At 65.2% G+C, this 13348-nt stretch carries 11 protein-coding genes and 1 tRNA gene; 6 read left to right on the top strand and 6 right to left on the bottom strand.

Annotated elements, in window-relative coordinates:
- Nucleotides 1–11: 11 nt before the first annotated feature.
- The gene (rpsA, locus tag I2456_RS12040; RefSeq protein WP_068159245.1) at nt 12–1457 is read right to left on the bottom strand and encodes a 30S ribosomal protein S1; all 1446 of its coding nucleotides are present in this window, start codon (nt 1455–1457) and stop codon (nt 12–14) included.
- 261 nt (nt 1458–1718) lie between these two features.
- Nucleotides 1719–2630, bottom strand: a complete 912-nt coding sequence (locus I2456_RS12035) for a manganese catalase (protein ID WP_068032301.1) — start codon at nt 2628–2630, stop codon at nt 1719–1721.
- A gap of 172 nt (nt 2631–2802) precedes the next feature.
- Here I2456_RS12035 and I2456_RS12030 point away from each other — a divergent pair, with 172 nt between their 5' ends.
- A complete protein-coding gene (locus I2456_RS12030) occupies nt 2803–3522 on the top strand; it encodes a hemerythrin domain-containing protein (protein WP_085073151.1) in 720 nt (239 codons plus the stop codon).
- Here the strand turns inward: I2456_RS12030 and polA are convergent.
- Nucleotides 3519–6182, bottom strand: a complete 2664-nt coding sequence (gene polA, locus I2456_RS12025; protein WP_085073137.1) for a DNA polymerase I — start codon at nt 6180–6182, stop codon at nt 3519–3521. The genes I2456_RS12030 and polA overlap by 4 nt on opposite strands.
- Before the next feature lie 151 nt (nt 6183–6333).
- On the opposite strand from polA, the gene I2456_RS12020 reads away from it, so the two are divergent.
- Together I2456_RS12020 and I2456_RS12015 are read left to right on the top strand one after the other, a co-directional pair.
- Nucleotides 6334–6774: a Zn-ribbon domain-containing OB-fold protein gene (locus I2456_RS12020; RefSeq protein WP_068032297.1), complete on the top strand. Its 441-nt coding sequence runs from the start codon at nt 6334–6336 to the stop codon at nt 6772–6774.
- On the top strand, nt 6771–7970 hold the full coding sequence (locus I2456_RS12015) for a lipid-transfer protein (RefSeq protein ID WP_085073138.1): 1200 nt from the start codon (nt 6771–6773) through the stop codon (nt 7968–7970). The genes I2456_RS12020 and I2456_RS12015 overlap by 4 nt, the downstream gene beginning before the upstream one ends.
- Nucleotides 7971–8064: 94 nt before the next feature.
- On the opposite strand, the gene I2456_RS12010 is transcribed toward I2456_RS12015, so the two are convergent.
- Complete coding sequence (locus I2456_RS12010; protein WP_068032481.1) at nt 8065–8670, bottom strand: ANTAR domain-containing response regulator; 606 nt, start codon at nt 8668–8670, stop codon at nt 8065–8067.
- Nucleotides 8671–8750: 80 nt separating this feature from the next.
- Between I2456_RS12010 and I2456_RS12005 the strand changes: the two genes are divergently transcribed.
- The 3 genes from I2456_RS12005 to I2456_RS11995 all read left to right on the top strand — a co-directional run bounded on the left by I2456_RS12005 (nt 8751) and on the right by I2456_RS11995 (nt 10873).
- Nucleotides 8751–8824 (top strand) — tRNA-Leu (locus I2456_RS12005).
- Between the two features lie 69 nt (nt 8825–8893).
- Nucleotides 8894–10225: an adenylate/guanylate cyclase domain-containing protein gene (locus tag I2456_RS12000; RefSeq protein ID WP_085073139.1), complete on the top strand. Its 1332-nt coding sequence runs from the start codon at nt 8894–8896 to the stop codon at nt 10223–10225.
- Nucleotides 10226–10273: 48 nt separating this feature from the next.
- Nucleotides 10274–10873, top strand: coding sequence for an HdeD family acid-resistance protein (locus I2456_RS11995; protein WP_139823048.1), 600 nt, complete (start codon nt 10274–10276; stop codon nt 10871–10873).
- Nucleotides 10874–10906: 33 nt separating this feature from the next.
- Here I2456_RS11995 and I2456_RS11990 read toward each other — a convergent pair whose 3' ends face one another.
- Together I2456_RS11990 and pyk are read right to left on the bottom strand one after the other, a co-directional pair.
- Nucleotides 10907–11773, bottom strand: coding sequence for an acyl-CoA thioesterase II (locus I2456_RS11990; RefSeq protein WP_068159253.1), 867 nt, complete (start codon nt 11771–11773; stop codon nt 10907–10909).
- Entirely contained in the window at nt 11774–13192 is a 1419-nt protein-coding gene (gene pyk, locus I2456_RS11985) for a pyruvate kinase (RefSeq protein WP_068032289.1), read from the bottom strand. It abuts the gene before it with no gap.
- Between the last annotated feature and the right edge of the window lie 156 nt (nt 13193–13348).

The raw sequence follows: 13348 nt of genomic DNA, 5'->3' as shown, positions 1-13348 counted from the left end.
CGCTGACCGGATTACGCGCTGCCGGCGAGCTTTTCCCGCAGGGCGGCCAACTGCGCGTCGCTGGCCAGCGAACCGCCGGCGCTCTTCTCCGACGAGGAGCTGCTGGACGACGACTGGTCGCCGCCGCCGTGGCCGGCGGCTTCGGCAGCCGCGAACTTCTCCATCTGCGCGGTGTGCATCTTGTGCCGGCGCTCGGCCTCGGCGTACCGGGCCTCCCACTCGTTGCGCTGGGCGTCGAAACCTTCCATCCACTCGTTGGTTTCGGCGTCGAAGCCCTCGGGGAAGATGTAGTTGCCCTGCTCGTCGTAGCTGTCGGCCATGCCGTACTTCGCCGGGTCGAACTCGTCGGTGTAGTCCTCGTTGGCCTGCTTGAGCGACAACGAGATTCGGCGCCGCTCCAGGTCGATGTCGATGACCTTGACCATGGCGTCGTCGCCGACGGCAACCACCTGGTCGGGCACCTCGACGTGGCGCTCGGCCAGCTCGGAGATGTGCACCAGGCCTTCGATGCCCTCCTCGACCCGGACGAACGCACCGAACGGAACCAGCTTGGTGACCTTGCCGGGGACGATCTGCCCGATGGCGTGGGTGCGGGCGAAGTGCCGCCACGGGTCTTCCTGAGTTGCCTTGAGCGACAACGACACCCGCTCGCGGTCCATGTCGACGTCGAGCACCTCGACGGTGACCTCGTCGCCCACCTGAACCACCTCGGACGGGTGGTCGATGTGCTTCCAGGACAGCTCGGAGACGTGCACCAGGCCGTCCACCCCGCCCAGGTCGACGAATGCGCCGAAGTTGACGATCGAGGACACCACACCCTTGCGGATGGCGCCCTTTTGCAGCTGGTTGAGGAACTCGCTGCGCACCTCGGACTGGGTCTGCTCGAGCCAGGCCCGCCGCGACAGCACCACGTTGTTGCGGTTCTTGTCCAGCTCGATGATCTTGGCTTCGATTTCCTTGCCGATGTAGGGCTGCAGGTCGCGCACGCGACGCATCTCGACCAGGGACGCGGGCAAGAAGCCGCGCAGTCCGATGTCGAGGATCAGACCGCCCTTGACCACCTCGATGACCGTGCCCTTGACGGCCTCGTCCTTCTCCTTGAGCGCCTCGATGGTGCCCCAGGCGCGCTCGTACTGCGCACGCTTCTTGGAGAGGATGAGCCGGCCCTCTTTGTCCTCCTTGGTGAGGACCAGGGCTTCCACCTCGTCACCGACGGACACAACCTCGTTGGGGTCGACGTCGTGCTTGATGGAGAGCTCGCGGGCGGGGATGACCCCTTCGGTCTTGTAGCCGATGTCGAGGAGCACCTCGTCCCGGTCAACTTTGACGATCGTGCCTTCGACGATGTCGCCATCGTTGAAATATTTGATCGTTTTGTCTATTGCTGCGAGAAAGTCCTCGGCGGAGCCAATGTCGTTGACGGCTACTTGCGGCGAGGTGACGGCGGGACTCGGCATATTGTTGGGTTGCTCCGGACAGGGTGAGTCGTAGGGACGTGGGACTTGAGTTATTGATGTGACCCGCCATCGAGCATCGACGGGTATCTGTCGAGGCTACTCGACTGCATACATGCTGGACAAACTCGGCCAGCTCAGCTGGGAGATCATAGGCAGCTTAGCGGCCCGCTTGGGCACCCGCAGCAGGACCCGCCATACCCCAGCCCAGAGGTATGGCGGGTGGCTGCCGCAGTCAGATTCGATGCTGAAGCCCACTGAGGCCTAGGTTTTGTCGGGGTCGAACACGTCCTTGATCTTGCCGACAACACCTTTTTCGGTACCGAATGCAGGCGTACGGGGCTCGCCCCAACTGCCGTCATAGGTGACATAGAGCTTGGGGTCCGGCGGCGGCCCGTGCTGGAGGTCACCCAGCGGGGTCGTGTCGGTCCGGAACCGCATGGCGTGGCTGCCGTCGGGGCCGGTACCGAAGGCCCAGCGGCCCTTGTCGGCGTCGGGGCCGTCGGACAGGTGCCACAGCTCGCTGGCATGCTCCTGGTATTCCTCGTCCAGCAGGTCGTTGGGCGCCACCACGCCTTCCAACCCGTCGGCTTGAAGTTCCTCGATCGCGGCCAGCCACATGTTCTGGTGGTAGGTGTCGCGCGCCAGGTTGAACTTCAGCATGGCCTTCACGCCCGGGTCGTCAGTCATGTGCCACAACCGTGCGGTCTGCACCCGGCCTTGCGCTTCAGCGGCGACGTTGGCGTAGAAGTCAGCGAGCAGATTCCCCGATGCCACAACGTACTTGCCGTTCCACGACTGGCCTTGGCTGTCCGAGAGCGTCGGTGCACCGCCGGACACGATGGCCTGTTGCGGATCCATACCGCCCATCACGGCGGCCACTACCGGATCACCGAGGGCGTTCTGCGTGGCGTCGGTTGCTGGAGCACCTTCCAACAGCCGCGCGATCATGGTGGCGATCATCTCGACATGACCCATTTCCTCGGTCGCGACGTCCATGATCAGGTCCTTGTACTTACCTTTCATACGACAGTTCCAGCCCTGCATCAGGTACTGCATGGTGACTGTCATCTCCCCGAACGCGCCGCCGAGTAGTTCTTGCAGCTTGCGCGCGTAGACGGGGTCAGGCTTCTCCGGCTTGACGTCGAACTGCATGTAGTCGGTATGCCTAAACATCAAAAACCCCAATTCAATTGCCAATTGGTCGGCCCCGCAGGCCGCGACCCCGCACCAGGCTGTACGGGCCTCCACGCAGTACCCGGGCCCAAGTAAGGCAAACCTAAAACGTCGAAAAGCTTTGCGTGTTTAGGCACTCCCACGCAGGGAACCGCTGGCGGTGGAGGAGATCATGACATCGCTTGCAGACCAAAGCCTCACTGAACTGGGGGGCGCACGCAGTGTGCTCGCGCGGCAGAAGCGCGATCACATCGAACTCGACCGGCTGATCCAGGCCGTCGACGCATCCAGCGGACCGGAACGCCAAGAATACCTAACTCGCTTGTGCCGCTTGGTGTTTCCACACGCTTTCGCCGAGGAGTCGGTGCTGTGGCCGGCCATTCGCCGGTGGGTGCCCGAGGGGGAACACCTGACGCTGGAGATCGAGCGCGAACATCAGGAGATCAACCAGCTGTTCGCCAAACTGGAAAAGCTCAATCCGGACGGCGCTGAACATCACGAACTGTTCAAGCGCATTGTGCGCCTGCTACGCGAGGACGTCCGCGACGAAGAGGACCGGCTGTTGCCGATGCTGCAGCGTGCGATGAGCCGGCGCCGGTTGGTGGCACTGGGCTTCGCGTGGGAAGCGGTGCGCCGCACCGCGCCCACTCGGCCGCATCCCGTGGTAGCCCGGCGCCCACCGGGCAATGCATTGGCCGGCGCGCCGCTGACCGTCTTGGACCGCGGCCGCGACCGGCTCGACCGGGTCAGCCGCCGGTCCACCGGTCGGATGCACGGGGCCAGTCAGAGGTTGAGCAAGAGGCTGGCACGGGCGGCGGGCACGATCGAGCACGTGCCGCCGTTGACGCGCGGGGAAGATGCCAGCACGAACTATCGCCGCAACCAGGATTAGTGCGCCGCGGCGTCCCACGAACGGCCGTACCCCACCGACACCTCCAGCGGGACGTCCAGCGGGTAAGCGCCGCCCATCTTTTCGCGGGCCAGCGCCTCGACCTGCTCGCGCTCGCCGGGGGCGATTTCGAACAACAGCTCGTCGTGCACCTGCAGCAGCATGCGTGAGGCCAGGCCCGCTTCTTTGATGGCCTTGTCGACCTCGATCATCGCGACTTTGATGATGTCGGCGGCGCTGCCCTGAATCGGCGCGTTGAGCGCGGCACGTTCGGCGGCCTCGCGGACCTGCCGATTGCTGCTGTCCAGTTCCGGGAGGTAGCGGCGACGGCCCAGGACGGTGGAGGTGTAGCCGTCCTTGCGGGCCTGCTCCACCACCGCGAACAGGTAGTCCCGAATCCCGCCGAACCGGGCGAAGTACTGGTCCATCTGCACCTTCGCCTCCTCGGTGGAGATGTTCAGCTGCGCGGCCAAGCCGTAGGCGCTCAGCCCATAGGCCAGCCCGTACGACATCGCCTTGACCCGGCGGCGCAGTTCGGCGGTCACCTCTTCGATCGGGACACCGAAGGCTCGGGATGCCACGAACGAGTGCAGGTCCTCCCCGGTGTTGAACGCCTCGATCAAGCCTTCGTCTCTGGACAGATGCGCCATGATGCGCATCTCGATCTGGCTGTAGTCCGCGGTCATCAGCTCGGCGTAGCCTTTGCCGACGATGAACGCGTCGCGGATCTGCCGGCCGGCGTCGGTGCGGATTGGGATGTTCTGCAAGTTCGGTTCGGTGGACGACAACCGCCCGGTCGCGGCGATCGTCTGGTTGAACGTGGTGTGGATGCGGCCGTCGCCGGCTACCGAGTTCAGCAAACCGTCGACGGTGACTTTGAGCCGGCTGACGTCGCGGTGGGCCAGCAGATGCTGCAGGAATGGGTGCCCGGTCTTGTCGAACAGTGACTGCAACGCGTCGGCGTCGGTGGTGTAACCGGTTTTGGTGCGCTTGGTTTTCGGCATGCCGAGTTCGTCGAACAGCACTACCTGCAGCTGTTTGGGCGAGCCGAGATTGATCTGCTTGCCGATCACCGCATAAGCGGCCTCGGCCGCGTCGCGGATCTGATCGGCGAACTGGCTTTGCAGTTCGGTGAGCATGGGCAGATCGACGGCGATCCCGTGAGCTTCCATGTCGGCCAGCGCCCGCAGCACCGGCAGCTCCATGTCCCCCAGCAGTGCGGTGGAGTCGATGCGGGCCAACTCGGCGTCCAGCGCATCGGCAAGATCGATGACGGCCCGAGCCCGCAGAATGGCGGTCTGGACGGCCTGATCGTCCACCCCGTCCATATCGTCGAGTAACGAAAGTTGTTGCTGTTCAGGTGAATCCGCGCGGAGCTCGCGGCGAAGGTAGCGCAGCGACAAATCATCGAGGGCGAAACTGCGCTGGCCCGGCCGCACCAGATAAGCCGCCAGTGCGGTGTCGGAGGTGATGCCGTTCAAGGTCCAGCCGCGGCCCGCCACGTCGTGGATGGCCAACTTGGCCTCGTGTAGGGCCTTGGGCTTGGCGGGGTCGGACAGCCAGTCGCCGAGTGCTTGGTCGTCCTCGGGAGTCAGGGTGGCGGTGTCGATGTAGGCACCGTCGCCGTCGGCGGCGGCGATCGCCAGCGCGGTGGCGTCCCCACCGTGGGGCAGGTGGGTGCCCACCACGGTCAGGCCGGAGCGGCGCCCGTCGCCGGCGTGCTCGGCCAGCCACTGCGCGACCGTGCCAGGTTCCAGCGCGCCGCCGCGCACGTCGAAGCCCTCGTCGACTTCGGGTTCGACGGCGGCCAACGTCTCGAACAGCCGGTCGCGCAGCACCCGGAACTCCAGGTCGTCGAACAGGCGGTGGATGTGGTCGCGGTCCCAGGGCTGTAGCCGCAGCGTGTCCGGCGTCTGGGCCAGCGGTACATCGCGGATCAGTTCCGTCAGGTCGCGGTTACGGATCACGTTGGCCAGGTGCGCGCGCAACGCATCGCCCACCTTGCCGCGCACCGAATCGACATTGTCGACCAGTGATTGCAGGGAGCCGTACTCGATGATCCACTTCGAGGCGGTCTTCTCCCCCACTCCCGGGATGCCCGGAAGGTTGTCGCTGGGGTCGCCGCGCAGCGCGGCGAAGTCCGGGTATTGCTTCGGGGTGAGCCCGTATTTCTCCACGACGGCTTCGGGGGTGAATCGGGTGAGCTCGCTGACGCCTTTACGCGGGTAGAGCACCGTCACGTCCTCGGAGACCAGTTGCAGCGAGTCGCGGTCGCCGGTGACCACCAGCACGCGGTAGCCCTCATGCTCGGCTTGGGTGGCCAAGGTGGCGATGAGGTCGTCGGCCTCGAACCCGGGCTCGGACAGCACGGTGATGCCCAGCGCGTTGAGCACTTCCTTGGTGATGTCGATCTGCCCGTGGAACTCGTCGGGCGTCGCGGACCGGTTGGCCTTGTATTCGGGGTAGCGCTCGGAGCGAAACGTCTGCCGCGACACGTCGAATGCCGCCGCGATGTGCGAGGGTGCTTCGTCGCGCAGCAGGTTGATCAGCATGGCGGTGAAGCCGTAGACCGCGTTGGTGGTCAGCCCACCGCGGGTCTTGAAGTTTTCCGCGGGCAGCGCATAGAACGCCCGAAACGCCAGCGAATTGCCGTCCAGCAACATCAGAGTCGGCTTGGCGGAATCCTCACTGGCGGCGACGGCAGTACTCACGGCTCACACTCTAGGCACCCGGTGTGACGCACGACGCCGGCGTGGCCGCCCGCAGAACTGCAACACGTTTCAGTTTTGTGGTCGCTGCGGATAGGCTGGCCCGGTGCCAGAGGTCAGCTTGCAACAACCGGCAATCGACGGGTGGTTTGCCACCGACGACGCGGACAACCCGTATCTGATCGGCAGTAAGTGCCCGCAGTGCGGCACCTACGTATTCCCGCCGCGCGAGAACAATTGCCCCAATCCCGGCTGCGACGGCGACGAACTAGAGTCCGTCGCGTTGTCGCGCCGCGGGACGCTGTGGAGCTACACCGAAAACCGCTACGCACCGCCGCCGCCCTATCCCTCCCCGGACCCCTTCGAGCCGTTCGCGGTGGCCGCGGTGCAGTTGGCCGACGAGGGCCTGATCGTCCTGGGCAAAGTGGTCGAGGGGACCCTGGCCGCCGATCTCAAGGTCGGTATGGAGATGGAATTGACGACGATGCCGCTGTTCACTGACGACGACGGCGTCGAGCGGATCGTTTACGCGTGGAGGATCGCATGAGTGCTGAACCGCTGTACATCCTCGGCGCGGGCATGCACCCGTGGGGCAAGTGGGGACGCGACTTCACCGAATACGGTGTGGTCGCCGCCCGAGCCGCCCTTGCCGAGGCTGGGCTGGATTGGCGTCAGATCCAGTTGGTGGCCGGCGCGGACACCATCCGCAACGGCTACCCGGGGTTCGTCGCCGGCGCGACGTTCGCTCAGAAGCTGGGCTGGAATGGGGTGCCGGTCAGCTCCAGTTATGCGGCGTGTGCCAGCGGTTCGCAGGCCCTGCAGAGCGCCCGCGCTCAGATCCTGGCCGGGTTCTGTGACGTCGCGTTGGTCATCGGCGCCGACACGACGCCGAAGGGCTTCTTCGCCCCGGTGGGCGGAGAGCGCAAGAGTGACCCCGACTGGCAGCGCTTCCACCTGATCGGCGCGACCAACACCGTCTACTTCGCCCTGCTGGCGCGGCGGCGGATGGACCTGTACGGCGCGACCCTCGAAGATTTCGCGCAGGTGAAGGTCAAGAACGCCAAGCACGGGCTGAACAACCCAAATGCCCGTTACCGCAAGGAAAGTTCGATCGAGGATGTGCTGGCCAGTCCCGTCGTCTCCGATCCGCTTCGGCTGCTTGACATTTGCGCCACCTCCGACGGTGCTGCCGCACTGATCGTGGCGAGCAAGTCGTTCACCGAGAAGCACCTGGGCTCGACCGACGGGGTGCCGTCGGTGCGCGCGATCAGCACCGTGACGCCGCAGTATCCCCAGCACCTGCCCGAATTGCCGGACATCGCAACGGATTCGACGGCCGTGGTGCCTGCCCCGGAGCGGGTGTTCAAGGATCAGATCCTGGACGCTGCCTACGCCGAGGCGGGTATCGGTCCCGACGATTTGAGCCTGGCCGAGGTGTATGACCTGTCCACCGCGCTGGAGCTCGACTGGTACGAACACTTGGGTCTGTGCGCCAGGGGTGAGGCCGAGTCGCTGCTGCGCAGTGGGGCGACCACCATCGGCGGGCGTATCCCGGTCAACCCGTCGGGCGGGTTGGCGTGTTTCGGCGAGGCCATTCCGGCGCAGGCGATCGCTCAGGTGTGCGAGTTGACCTGGCAGCTGCGGGGACAGGCGACCGGCCGGCAGGTGGAGAATGCCAAGGTCGGCATCACCGCCAACCAGGGCCTGTTCGGACACGGGTCGTCGGTGATAGTCGCGCGCTAGTCGCTCCCCCGGGCTTTCTGGGTCGCGAGCGTGCGCAGTTGTACGGCCGTCACGGCGTGTCTGTGTACAGACACGCACGCTCGCGGCGGTGACGTCAGGTGTCGAGCGTCTCCAGCACCACTTCGGCGACGCGTTTCATCGTGGTGCGGCGGTCCATCGCGGCCCGCTGAATCCACTTGAAGGCTTCCGGCTCGGTCATGCCCTGCTTGGTCTGCAGCACGCCCTTGGCGCGTTCGACGAGCTTGCGGGTTTCCAGCCGGTCGGTGAGGGTTTCGACTTCGCGTTCCAGCGCGGTGAGCTCACCGAAGCGGCTGACCGCCAATTCGATGGCCGGGACCAGGTCGCTGGCGGTGAACGGCTTGACCAGATACGCCATCGCCCCGGCGTCACGCGCCCGCTCGACCAGGTCGCGTTGGCTGAACGCCGTCAGCACCACGATGGGCGCGATGCGCTTGCTGGCGATCTCGGAGGCCGCGTCGATCCCGTCGCGGCGCGGCATCTTCACGTCCATGATCACCAGATCAGGCGTATGCCGCTCGGCGAGCTCGACGGCTTCTTGGCCGTCGCCGGCTTCGCCGACAATCTCGTACCCCTCCTCTCGCAGCATTTCGGCCAGGTCCATACGGATGAGCGCTTCGTCCTCAGCGATCAGGACCCGGCGCGGCGGAGCGGCGTTGGCGTCGGTGGTGGGGCCCGTCATGACGGACATTGTCTCGTGGGCGGCTGTGAACAGTCACCTGGGGGCCTCATCTAAGGTAGGGAGCCGAAGAAGTCAGAGCCGCCCTCGTATCCCAACTGGCAGAGGAAACGGATTCAAAACCCGTACAGTGTGAGTTCGAATCTCACCGAGGGCACCGCGATAAGACGCCGTAAATCATTGCTGGCATCGCTAAACGTCGAGCTCAACCGTTACCCTTGGCTTTGTGGTGGCTAAGAGGTGCGGCGCCCCACCGACGGAAGCGGACCGACTGAATCAACGCCCCGACTGTGTAGCGGCGGTGCGGGCGCACAACCGCGCTCCCAGACAGCACTACGACGACACCGCCGCTCGCCGAGTCCGGGTCCTCAACATCACCGCGGCCATGGCCGTCATCGTCTGCGCCTGCTTCACCGTATTGGGCGTCTGGCCGGGTCCCTTGGTCTGGCACATTCAGGCGATCAACACCGCCGCCGCGATAATCTTCGCGACGGTGCCGCTGCTGCATCGCTTCGGAGAGCTGGTCGCGCCGCTGACCTTCACCTTCTCGGCGTACCTGGTGATCTTCCTGATCTGCTGGAATCTGGGCACCGGCTCGGGCGTGCAGTTCTACTTGATCACCAGCGCCAGCCTGGTGGTGCTGCAGCTCGGCGTTGAGCACATTCGGCTAGCCGTCGCGTTGGCGATCATCGGCGCCACCCTCGTCATCAGCCTGCAGTTCGAGGTGCCCCGCTCAACCGGCATCGAGTCGCCCCTGACGCTGTCCTTGAGCTTCATCGTGACGACGTTCTCCGCCTGCCTGATGGTGGTCGTGACGGTGTGGTTCGCGCTGCGGGACACTCAACGCGCCGAGGCGATCATGGAGGCCGAGTACGCGCGGTCGGAGGCCTTACTCGCCAACATGTTGCCGACCAGCATCGCCGATCGGCTCAAGGACCCGGAACGGCGCATCATTGCGGACAAATACGACGACGCTTCGGTGCTGTTCGCAGACATCGTCGGCTTCACCGAACGGGCCAGCAGCACCGCACCCGCCGACCTCGTCCGCTTCCTGGATCGCCTCTACAGCGCCTTCGACGCCCTAGTGGACAAGCACGGCCTGGAGAAGATCAAGGTCAGCGGCGACTCGTACATGGTCGTCAGCGGCGTGCCCCGACCACGGCCCGATCATCTGCACGCACTGGCCGACTTCGCCCTCGACATGGTCGCCGCGGCCGCCGAACTCAAAGACCCACACGGCCGATCGGTGCCGCTGCGGGTGGGCCTGGCGGCTGGACCCGTCGTCGCCGGCGTGGTGGGTTCACGCCGCTTCTTCTACGACGTCTGGGGCGATGCGGTCAACGTCGCATCACGGATGGAGTCGACCGACTCCGTCGGCCAGATCCAGGTTCCCGACGACGTCTACCAGCGCCTCAAGGACGACTTCGACTTCGAGGAACGCGGCCGGATCAACGTCAAGGGCAAAGGCATCATGCGCACCTGGTATCTCACCTGCCGTAAGCAGACCGAACAGGCCAGTGACACCCTCGTCGAGGACGCCGACACCGCCCGCGTCTGAGCCTGCAGACCCTGTACCAGACCCGCCACATGCGTCACACTGTTGGCCATGGAACCAAGCCACGTGTCCAGTCCCGCTCCCGCTCCCGCTCCCAACCCCGTCCCGAATCTGCTGCCGCATCTGTGGAAGTCGACGCTGGTGTCCGGTCTTCTGTCGGTGGCCCTGGGCATCCTCGTCCTGGCCTGGCCGGGGATCTCAATCCTGGTGGCCGCCATCGCCTTCGGCGTTTATCTCATCCTGACCGGGATCGCGCAGGTCTTCTTCGCGTTCAGCCTGCACGTGTCGGCCGGTAGCCGCATCTTGTTGTTCATCAGCGGCGCCGCTTCACTCATCCTGGCGGTGCTCGCCTTCCGTCACTTCGGCAATGCCGTTCTGCTGCTTGCGATTTGGATCGGCATCGGCTTCATCTTCCGCGGCGTGGCCACCACCGTTTCGGCGATCCATGATCCGACGCTGCCCGGCCGAGGATGGAACATCTTCATCGGCGTCATCAGCCTGATCGCCGGCATCGTCGTACTGGCCTCGCCGTTCGAGTCGATCCTCACCCTGGCGCTGGTCGTCGGTATCTGGCTGGTAGTGATCGGCGTATTCGAGATGGTGTCGGCGTTCGGCATCCGCAAGGCATCGCAGGAACTGGCTCCTCGTTAACCGCGGATCGGACGTACCGCGGTCGTCGGGGGTCTAGCGGCGGACGGCGGGAAAGTATTTCAGCACGCCTTCTTGCACCACGGTGGCGATGAGTTGCCCGCTGCTGTCGAAGATGTGTCCGCTGCCCAGACCGCGGGAATCGGCCGCGACCGGCGAGGACGTCGAATACAGCACCCACTCGTTGAAGTCGACCGGCCGGTGAAACCACACCGAGTGGTTCGCGGACGCCGCGAAGATGCGGTCATAACCCCAGGACAACCCATGGGTGGTGATCACCGAGTCCAACACGGTGGTGTCCGAGGAGTACAACATCGTCGCGGTGTGCAGGACCGGGTCGTCGGGCAGCACGCCCAGCGCCTTCACCCAGACCCGGTTGTAGGCGAGCCGTCCCCCCTTGTCCCGCATCACCCAGGCCGGGTCGTTGGTGTAGCGCCATTCGATCGGCTGCAAGGCGTTGACGAAGTGCGGGACCGTCTTCTCGTAGCCGCGCAACAAATCACCGATCGTCGGCAGGCTGTGCGGCGGCGGGACTTGCGGCGGCTCGACGGCGTGCTCGAGTCCCGCTCCGCCGGACATGTAGGAGATCATCGCCGACGACAACAAGACGCCGTCCTGGACCGCGTCGACGCGGCGGTTGGCGAAGCGCCGTTCGTCGCGCAGGCGCGTCACCTGAAATTCGATGTCCTTGGACGTATCGCCACCGTTGATGAAGTGCACCGAAAGCGCACTGGGCGGTAGGTCGTCGCGGGTCAGCGTGCGACTGCTCGCGACGAACGACTGAGCCATCAGCTGGCCGCCGAAGGTGCGCATCGGATTTTTGGTGGGATGGCACCCGATGAACCGGTCGTCGGCGACCCGGTTGAGATCCAGTCCCGCCAGCAACTCGTCGAAGTCGGACAACTAGACGTCGTCCTCCCCGATCCGGTGCACGTGGATCAGGTTGGTTGAGCCGACGGTGCCCGGCGGCGCGCCGGCCACGATGACGACCAAGTCGCCGCGCTTGTAGCGGCCCAGTTCGAGCAGCGACTTGTCGACCTGGCGGATCATGCCGTCAGTGGACTTCATGTGCCCGACGATGAACGTCTCGGTGCCCCATGTCATGGCCAATTGGCTGCGCACCTCGGGCAGGTCGGTGAAGGCGAGCAGCGGCAACGGAGTGTGCAGCCGCGCCAGTCGCCGGACGGTATCCCCGGATTGGGTGAACGCGACCAGGGCCTTGGCGTCCAGTCGCTCGCCGATGTCGCGTGCTGCGTAGGAGATAACGCCCCGCTTGGTGCGCGGCACGTGCGTCAACGGCGGCGCGGCCGTCGAATTCTGCTCCACCGCACACACGATCCGCGACATCGTCTTGACCGCCTGCAGCGGGTACTTCCCCACCGACGTCTCCCCAGACAGCATCAGCGCGTCGGCGCCGTCGAGCACGGCGTTGGCGACGTCGGAGGCTTCGGCGCGGGTGGGACGCGAATTCTCGATCATCGAGTCCAGCATCTGGGTGGCCACAATCACCGGCTTGGCGTTCTCCCGCGCGATCTGGATGGCCCGCTTCTGTACCAGGGGAACCTCTTCCAGCGGCAGCTCGACACCCAGGTCGCCGCGGGCCACCATGACGGCGTCGAAAGCCAGCACGATCGCTTCGAGGTTGTCGACGGCCTCCGGCTTCTCCAATTTGGCGATCACCGGCACGCGCCGCCCAATTCGGTCCATCACCTCATGGACCAGCTCGACATCCGAGGGCGAGCGCACGAAAGACAGCGCCACCATGTCGACGCCCAAGTTCAACGCGAAAGTGAGGTCCTCGATGTCCTTCTCCGACAGGGCGGGTGCGGACACGTTCATGCCGGGCAGCGAAATGCCTTTGTTGTTGCTGACCGGGCCGCCCTCGGTGACGGTGCAGACGACGTCGTCGCCGTCGACGTGATCGACCACCAGTCCGACCTTGCCGTCGTCGACCAACACCCGGTCACCGGACGTGGCGTCCTCGGCCAACCTCTTGTAGGTGGTGGAAACGCGGTCGTGGCTACCTTCGCAGTCGGCCACGGTGATCCGAATGGTTTCACCGTCCGCCCAGTAGGTGGGCCCGCTGGCGAATCGGCCCAGCCTGATCTTCGGGCCCTGCAGGTCGGCGAGCACACCGACCGCTCGGCCGGTCGCGTCCGAGGCGGCCCGCACCCTCTTGTAAGCGGTCTCGTGATCGCTGTAGTCGCCGTGGCTGAAATTCAATCGGGCGACGTCCATTCCGGCTTCGACCAGCGCTCTGACCAAGTCATCTTTGGCTGTGGCCGGTCCCAGAGTGCAGACGATCTTCCCGCGTCTAGTCACGACGACAAAGCATAGTCCCGCTAACCGGCCTGAGGGTGGCGCGACGGCGTCTACCTCGGGTTCTTCTGAGGATTCTTGTGATGATCGCCACGACGGGCGGAATCGATGCAGGTAGAACAGTCGACATCAGTCGCGTCACATTATTGCCACGTGCAA

The organism is Mycobacterium kubicae (assembly GCF_015689175.1).
GTDB classification, from domain to species: Bacteria; Actinomycetota; Actinomycetes; order Mycobacteriales; family Mycobacteriaceae; genus Mycobacterium; species Mycobacterium kubicae.
This window is presented reverse-complemented; position numbering and strand designations above follow the sequence as displayed.

Excerpts from the sequence above, each read along its gene's own strand:
- I2456_RS12015 (WP_085073138.1), top strand. The coding sequence starts at position 6,771 with ATGAGTGCTGAACCGCTGTACATCCTCGGCGCGGGCATGCACCCGTGG.
- polA (WP_085073137.1), bottom strand. The coding sequence starts at position 6,182 with ATGTTGCTGGACGGCAATTCGCTGGCGTTTCGGGCGTTCTATGCGCTG.
- I2456_RS12035 (WP_068032301.1), bottom strand. The coding sequence starts at position 2,630 with ATGTTTAGGCATACCGACTACATGCAGTTCGACGTCAAGCCGGAGAAG.
- I2456_RS11995 (WP_139823048.1), top strand. The coding sequence starts at position 10,274 with ATGGAACCAAGCCACGTGTCCAGTCCCGCTCCCGCTCCCGCTCCCAAC.
- rpsA (WP_068159245.1), bottom strand. The coding sequence starts at position 1,457 with ATGCCGAGTCCCGCCGTCACCTCGCCGCAAGTAGCCGTCAACGACATT.
- I2456_RS12030 (WP_085073151.1), top strand. The coding sequence starts at position 2,803 with ATGACATCGCTTGCAGACCAAAGCCTCACTGAACTGGGGGGCGCACGC.
- I2456_RS12010 (WP_068032481.1), bottom strand. The coding sequence starts at position 8,670 with ATGACGGGCCCCACCACCGACGCCAACGCCGCTCCGCCGCGCCGGGTC.